General features: G+C 68.0%; 5 protein-coding genes and 1 pseudogene. All 6 read right to left on the reverse strand.

The genetic code is table 11. The annotated features are described in order from the left end of the window. On the reverse strand, window positions 1-1022 hold a 1022-nt coding region (locus ABW137_RS14410; RefSeq protein WP_526401025.1), incomplete at its 3' end, for an FAD-dependent oxidoreductase. A gap of 64 nt (window positions 1023-1086) precedes the next feature. Then, the gene (locus ABW137_RS14415) at window positions 1087-1701 is read right to left on the reverse strand and encodes a class I SAM-dependent methyltransferase (protein ID WP_526401027.1); all 615 of its coding nucleotides are present in this window, start codon (window positions 1699-1701) and stop codon (window positions 1087-1089) included. A 100-nt stretch (window positions 1702-1801) separates the two neighbouring features. Continuing rightward, the gene (locus ABW137_RS14420; RefSeq protein ID WP_526401029.1) at window positions 1802-2089 is read right to left on the reverse strand and encodes a ubiquitin family protein; all 288 of its coding nucleotides are present in this window, start codon (window positions 2087-2089) and stop codon (window positions 1802-1804) included. 7 nt (window positions 2090-2096) lie between these two features. Further along, the gene (locus ABW137_RS14425) at window positions 2097-3560 is read right to left on the reverse strand and encodes an alpha-amylase family glycosyl hydrolase (RefSeq protein ID WP_526401033.1); all 1464 of its coding nucleotides are present in this window, start codon (window positions 3558-3560) and stop codon (window positions 2097-2099) included. Then, window positions 3549-4019, reverse strand: a pseudogene (locus ABW137_RS14430) (DUF309 domain-containing protein); the annotation flags it as partial. The pseudogene ABW137_RS14430 and the gene ABW137_RS14425, both read right to left, overlap by 12 nt. 57 nt (window positions 4020-4076) lie before the next feature. Beyond that, on the reverse strand, window positions 4077-5069 hold a 993-nt coding region (locus ABW137_RS14435; protein WP_526401031.1), incomplete at its 5' end, for a helix-turn-helix transcriptional regulator.

Raw genomic sequence — 5069 nt, forward strand, 5'->3', positions numbered from 1 at the left:
ATGGGCGGAGTGTCGTCGGCGCAGGAACTCATGAAGCGTTCGTAGGCGGCGAGGGCGGTGGGGAGGTCGTCGGTAAGCGACAACTCTCCGGCCAACACGTACGCCCCGATCAACGCGAAGCTGGTGCCGACGCCGCCGAAGGTCGCGTTGCAGAAGGCGGTGTCGCCGAGCAGAGCGACCCGGCCCTTGCTCCAGCGGGGGGAACGGACCTGACCGACCGCCGAGAAGTACAGCGGGGCACCGTCTTCGACATCGGCCAGGATGCGTGGTGCCGCGCCGCCGACGTCGGCGAAGGTCCTGCGCAGGATCGCGATCTGATCGGCGGGGTTGAGGTCCTCGAGCCCACGCACGCCCGAGACGAACGTGAGGACGGCACGAATGGTGCCGAGATTGTCGGGACGCAGATGCACCCCGCGGGACCCGGAGACGTGCTGCCAGTTCCACCACTGGTCGTCGGAATCGCGGCGTGGGATCGTGACGTAGCCGAAGTACATGCCGAGATCGTTGACCTTCGCCGCGCTCACGAACCGGCGCGACCGCGAGCGAAGCCCTTCGGCGATGACCACGAGATCCGCGTCGACGGACGTGCCGTCCTGCAGTTCGACGGTCACGCGATCGCCGTGATCCGTGAGATCGGCGATCTGGGTATTGAAGCGGTAGTCGGTGTCGGCCCGGCTGTGTTCGATGAGGATGCGGGACAGTTCACCGCGCAGAATCTCGAATTCCGCTGTGGGCCCGTCGTGTTCACCAGGTGCGCTGATGGGGAACGAGGCCGCGGTCGTCCCGTCCTCGGCAAGGAAGCGCATCCCGACCTCACCGGTGTTGGCCGCGCGCACGTCCTCCTCGATGCCCATCCGGCGGGCGACCTCGCGGGCCGCGCCGCGAATGTCGACGTTCTGGCCCTCGCCGCGACGTTCGGGGTAGCGCTCGACGACGGTGGTACGCCACCCACGGGCGGCGAGTTGGTGAGCGAGTGCGGGACCGGCGATGCCTGCCCCGGAGATGACTGCGTGGCGAGTCACGAGGTGGTGTTGCCTCTCTGATGGATGTCGATCGGCAGGCGATTGCCCGGCGAACGTCTTGATCTCAGGGCTTGAGCCAGCGCCACTGCGCCGTCAACCAGGGTTGCGAGTCGGGAAGTCCGTCGCGAACCGCAGCGACGACCCCGGGCCAGAGTCGGTCGTCGTAGTCGTCGCCGGACAACCAGCCGCCGGGCTTCACCTTCGGCGCCCACGCACCGATATCGGCGGCGACGCTGTCGTAGTCGTGGCGGGCATCGAGGTGGACCCACGCGACGGACTCGTCGACGAAGAACTCGGCCGACCGCGGCGAGGAGCTGATGAAGACGTGGACGTCGTCGGCGAATCCGCAGGACAGGACGTTGCGGTGCAACAGGCCGGCGAACGTCCCGCCGCCGTACTCGACCGCCGGTCCGTGCGCATCCTGGTTGCCGAGCCCCTCTTCCCCGCTGCCGCGGCAGGTGTCGATGCCGATCACCGTGAAGTCACGTCCGGCATTGCGGACGACGTCGGCCAGCGAACACAAGCTGCGCCCCAGGTAGGACCCCACCTCGACGAACGTGCTGCCTGCGGGGAACGTGCCGACGGCCTCCTCCTGGCCCTCGCGCCAATTGAACCAACCAGGAATGTCGGACCAGTGCGTGACTTCGGTGGCGAATGCATTCTGCGATGTCGAGCTCATGGCGAGTGGCCTCCCTTCGTCATGGGACATGCCCACCGTGGCGCAGGAGAAACCGTGAAAAGCCATCGATCTGGCGGCTGTGGGCGCGCACGCGATCGCGCTATAACCTCTCGACGATCTCCTTGGCCTCCTTGAGGCCCATGCCGGTCTCCTGCACCAGCGCCTTGATCGCGTCGATCCTTCGCCCGTCGATGGCGAGCTGCCGGACCGCGGGGCTCACCAACGCCTCGGTGGGCGCCCCTTCATACGATGCCGGGATCGGGATCCCGTAGCCGCGCACCGCGCGTTCCAGCAGTTCGATTCGCTTCTCGAGGCGTGCGACGCGTTCCTGCACGTCGTCGTTTCCGTCGGATCCGGAGAGCGTTCCCATGGCGTCAGTCTGGCGCATGGAGGCATCACTCGACGCGGAACAGATGCCACTGCCAGGGGCCGAGCTCGACGGGTAGACCGTCCAGGAGGTCGTCTCTGGAACAGGTGCGAACGACGTTGGCGATGGGGTCCGTCAGACGGTACGTGCGTCCCGCCAGGTCGTCCCACGGCGCGCTCACCCGGCCCGTCGACGGCGCGGCACCGAGATTGACGACCACCAGCCACCGACGATCGCCGTCCCAGCACCATGCCGCGAGGTTGCTGCCCGACGTCTCACAGAGGCTCCACGCCCCGGTCCGAAACGTCATGTCGCACAGCACGTCCAGCAATGAACGGTGAAAGTCCGACGCCTCGGGATCGCGCTCCTCGCGCGGCGACCGCCCGAGGAACACCGGCAGACGTCTTGCGTTGCCCTCCAGCTGCCCGTCGTGCACCAGACGGGCCCCGGTCTGCGTCAGCGTCGCCACGGTCGCGGCCTTGCCCCTGGCGTCGTCGAAGACTGCGGCGGCGCGTGGCTCGTCGTGATTCTCGATGAATCTCACCAAGCGATTCTGGTAACCCACGTCGGCGCGCAGGTGCTCGACGACGTCGGTAGCCTCGCCCGCGACGAGGCGGTCGTAGAGCCGCTTGTCGTAGCAGAAGTCGAATCCCTGTTGCTGCAGCGACCATTCCAGGTCCCAGTAGGCCTCGGCGATGAACGTGAAGTTCGGATGACTCTGGTGGATGGCACCGATCGCGGCGGGCCAGTACTCCTCGGCCGGTGCCTGGCCGACACGCTCGCCCCACGTCGATGCGAACACGTCGTTCATCACCAGCATCGCCATGTCACACCGCACGCCGTCGCATTGCTCGGCGACGTCGCGCAGGGTGTCGACCATCGCCGCACGCAGTTGGGGCGAGAACGCGTTGAGCTGTACCACGTCGGCCCAGGCGGGAAAGTACGGATCCTTCCCCTTCGCCAGCACCCTTCCGTCGACGTCGGTGAACGACTCGGGGTCGGCGGCCAGCTCGGCCGGGGTGCCGTGGACGAAGTACTCCGGATGCGTCGACGTCCATGGGTGGTCCGGTGCGACGTGGTTGGGCACGAAGTCGAGGATCAGGGCGAGGCCTCTGTCGGCCAGGGCCGCGCGTGCCGCCGCGAGACCCGTTCGGCCTCCTAGCCTTTCGTCGACCTGATAGTTGCCGATGCAGTAGGGCGAGCCGACCACGTCGGCGGGCGCCCAGTCGGGAAGCGCTTCCCGGAACGAGGCGACCAACGCTGCGTCGGCAAGGGCCACCGCGACCCCGGCGGGACTGCGCTGCCACACCCCCATCAACCACACCGCGTCGAAGCCCGCGTCGGCGATGGCGTCCCATCGCTCGTCGGGCACCGTCGACAGATCCACCGGTGACCCGGATGCGCTCATCCCGTTCAGCCACGGCCAGGTGTTGATCTCGTAGATGAACGGATACCGGGCCGCCGCCCACCGCCCTGGCACGGCGGTAAGCATCGGGCGCAGCCGGGGCGGCGCAATCGCGGCCCGTGCGTCGAGGTCGTCGGCCAGCGCGGTGGCCCAGCCGACCAGGCCGACGACGTCGACCCGGTGCGGGACGGGATGGGTTGCCTCGCCGAGGCGGCCGATCCCGCGTCGAAGCAGGGTACTTGCACCGTCGAGATTCCCACGCTGGACGTGGGTGACACCGACCGCGAGCTGGGCGAGGCCCTGCCACAGGGGTCTCTCCCGGTGCGGACCGTTCTTCCAGGCGGCCTCGAGTACCTCGTGGGCGTTGAAGGCCAATCCCCTGTTCAGCAGATCCTGGGCGTATTCAAGGGATTCGGACGCCGACAACTCCAAGTCGTCGGGAATGCGGGGCACGCCGTCACTGCCGGGCGGCAGCAACCGACCCAGCGCGTCCCTGGGCCGGGTGTTGCGAGGCCGGCCGGACTCGTCCCTGCCGCGTTCGACCATCCGATCATCATGCCGCAGTCGGCGACGCGCTCCAGCGTGGGCCCACGCTCGGGCGGTTCAGCCGCGAATCTCGGTGAGGTAGTTGTAGATCGTGTAGCGCGTGACGTCGAGCTGACCTGCGACGTGGTCGACGGAGTCTCGAATGAGGAAGAAGCCGGCCTCGTCGAGTTCCCGGACGACCGCCGCCTTGTGCTGCTTCTTCATCTCGGGGGTCTGCACGCCGACCTTCGCGATGGCACGATCCACCAGGAATCGCTGCAGGCTGTCGACGTCGGGCGGAAAGGTCTCCTCGCGTCGCGGCGCCTCGATTGAAACTGCTTCGGGTTCAAGGCTGTTCACACACAGGCAGCCGATCGCCACACCGTCGGCATCCCGAAGGAACAGGGTGGACGATCGGATCGGACGGCCGTCGGGACTGTTGGTGCGATAGTTGATGAGATCCTGGGTGGTACCCCGACGGATCAGCCCGAGCAGCAGATCGGTCATCGGGCCGCCGACCGTGCGGTTGGTGAGATCGCCCGCGATGGCCGAGATCGAATCCGGCAACCGGGACAGATCGTGCAACAGCACCTCGTTGCCGGGACCCAGCATCGCCGCCAGGCCGTGGACGGCAGGCACCAGCGACGCGAGCAGGTCGTGGGTGGCGCCCCCCGTCGTGACCGGGACCGGCGTGGGCTCCGGTCGTCTCGGCCGGGTCAGCGAGAGAAGGGCCGCGCCGAGTCGTTCGACGGTCTCCTGCGAGGTCGAAACGTGTGGCGAAAGCCGGATGTGTTCGGGCCGAACGGTTGCCGCGATACCCGCCGCGGTCAACGCGGCACCGATGTGTTCTGGCGGATACTCCGGCAGCGTGAACGCCAGAATGCCGGCCCGTCGCTCGCGGGCGGACACGATCTGCGCGCCACGGGACAGGAGCACGTCCTCGAGTGCGTCCACCCGTGAGGCGATGTGCGCGGCGATGCCGCCGACGCCGGTCTCCTCGACCAGCTCCAGTGCCGCCGCGAATGCGCCCGAGGTCACCGGGCTCAGGTTGGAGATCGACCAGGCCGCGGC

This window comes from Mycobacterium sp. (assembly GCF_040509115.1).
GTDB lineage: Bacteria > Actinomycetota > Actinomycetes > Mycobacteriales > Mycobacteriaceae > Mycobacterium.

What these genes read in the sequence shown, in the direction of transcription:
- ABW137_RS14415 (WP_526401027.1), bottom strand. Translation starts at nt 1,701, where the DNA reads ATGAGCTCGACATCGCAGAATGCATTCGCCACCGAAGTCACGCACTGG.
- ABW137_RS14420 (WP_526401029.1), bottom strand. Translation starts at nt 2,089, where the DNA reads ATGCGCCAGACTGACGCCATGGGAACGCTCTCCGGATCCGACGGAAAC.
- ABW137_RS14425 (WP_526401033.1), bottom strand. Translation starts at nt 3,560, where the DNA reads ATGCTTACCGCCGTGCCAGGGCGGTGGGCGGCGGCCCGGTATCCGTTC.